Here is a 2,505-nt window from a genome sequence, read left to right as displayed (position 1 = left end):
TTGAATAGAAAAGAATGTACTGGCTGCTCAGTTTGTTATATGGTATGTCCGCATAATGCCATAGAAATTATAGAAACAAAAGAGGGTTTCCACTACCCTATTATAGATTATGATAAATGCACTAATTGCGGTATTTGTGTAAAAAAATGTCATGCTTTAAATGATAATTTTAAAAGAGATTTTAAGCAGGAAATATATGATGTTAGAGCTAGTGATGAAATAAGAATGAAAAGTTCTTCAGGCGGAATGTTTACTATTGTAGCTGATTATGTATTAGAAAATAATGGTTATGTATGCGGGGCTAGTTTTACAGATGATTGGCTTGGAGTTGAACATATAGTAATCAATAATAAAAAAGATTTAGATAAATTAAGAGGTTCTAAGTATATAGAAAGTAATTTAGGTAATACATTTGTAGAAATAAAAAAATTATTAAATGAAAATAAACAGGTATTATTTAGCGGATGTCCCTGCCAAGTATCTGCTTTATATTCTTATTTAGGTAAAGATTATGATAATTTGCTAACTGTTGATTTATTATGCAATAGTATAGTTCCTCAAAAAGTATGGGCAAAATATTTAAAAGAATTATTTACAGATGATGAAATAAAAGATATAAAATATATAAGTTTCAGAGATAAAGATAAATTCGGTTGGAACAGTGATCATAAAGTATATATTAAATTATCTGACAAAGAATATATATCTAGAGGTCATGATAATATTTATATACAATCATTTTTAAAACATATTGCTGTAAAAGAAGAATGTCTGCATTGTAAATATAGAAAATATGAAAGAGTAGGAGATATTAGTATAGGGGATTATTGGGGAGTAAAAGATAATGATAATAAAGGAGTAGGTCTTACATTAATTAATACTAAAAAATCGAAAAACATATTTAATATTCTAAATAAATCTATTAGTTATAAAGATATTACTTCAATAAAGCCTTCAAGTGGAGGAGTCAATGGTAAAATAAAAATACTAGGAAGTAGAAAATATTTTTTTGATAATTTTAATAAAGAAAATTTTAATGAATTATATTTAAATTCTAGTAAAATAGACATATGTTTAATAGGTTTTTGGTTTGCTAATAATTATGGGGCTATATTAACATATTATGCTTTATATAAATTATTAGAAAATTTTGGATTTTCAATATTAGTATTAGATTCTTTGGATAAAGAAGCATCTCATTATAATTACTATAGTAAAGGTATTGCTAGAGAATTTGCTGAAAAATATTATCATAATATCTTTAATAAGATGAACAAAGAAGACTTATATGAATTAAATAATAAATGTAATATATTTATAACTGCTTCAGATCAACTGTGGAATAAAGATTTAACTGATATAAAAACATCTTATTATACTAAATATATATTTTTTTTGGATTTCGTAGAGAATAGTAAAAAGAAAATAGCTATTGCTACTTCTATAGGTGATAATAATCAAAAATTATATTCAAACTATATATATACCCAAACTGTAAAATATTATTTATCATTATTTGATAACATTTCAATTAGAGAAAAAGAAACGGTTGATTTTTTTAATAGAACTTTAAATATAAAGGCAGATTTTATATTAGATCCAGTATTTTTAGTAGATAAAGAAGAATACAATAAATTGATTTATGAAGATGATGAAAATATATCAGATTATATTTTTTGTTATGTTTATAATAAAAATAATGTAGAGAAAATTGTCAATAAAATAGCTTCTAAATTAGATAAAAAAATTATATTCTCATATCATACTGAAAATGGTTTTATAGAAGAAACTGAAAAATGGTTATCATTAATAAAAAATGCTTCTGCTATTATAACTGATGGATTTCATGGTATATGTTTCTCTATTATTTATAATAAGCCATTTTTATGTTTACGTTGGGATTATTATGAAAGTAATTTAAATAGGATAAATTCAATATTACACCTGTTTGATATTAGAAATAGAGTTTCTCCAATTTCTGAGGATATATTAAATGAAAATAATTATGTTAATTATAAAATTTTATTGTATATGGATTATAGCAAAATAAATAGAATTTTAGAAAATGAAAAAAATAAATCATTAGATTGGATAAAAAGAGTATTAAATTCAAAAAAAGAAAATAATAATTATAAATTAGATATGATTAATATCTTAATTAAAGAAAATATAGAATTAAATTCAAAAATATATAAGTTTAATGAAGATTTTAATACTTTATTTAATAAACAAGAAATAGAACTAAATAAAGTGGTTAATTATAATAAAAATTGGATAAGAATTTTTGGAATTTATAATAACGAAAATTATATATTCATATATTTATTTGGAATAAAATTGACTATTATAGTTAATGAAAAAAATATAAATAGAATAGCTTGGTGGATACCAGTAAAAAAATGGCGTGATAATTTTAGGTCTAAATTTGCCAGACCAGACCAGACCAGACCAGACCAGACCAGACCTAATATGTAAAGAGAAAATATATACTAATAACAATAATAT

At 22.2% G+C, this 2,505-nt stretch carries 1 protein-coding gene; it reads left to right on the top strand.

What is annotated here, in order from left to right:
* Window positions 1–2,475: polysaccharide pyruvyl transferase family protein (locus Q0K19_RS15105; protein WP_367172186.1), on the top strand; the 2,475-nt coding region annotated here is incomplete at its 5' end.
* Window positions 2,476–2,505: the final 30 nt, after the last annotated feature.

Source organism: uncultured Brachyspira sp., from assembly GCF_944393015.1.
GTDB lineage: Bacteria > Spirochaetota > Brachyspiria > Brachyspirales > Brachyspiraceae > Brachyspira.
Note: the sequence above shows the minus strand (reverse complement) of the source record. Positions and strands in the feature narration are given on the sequence as shown.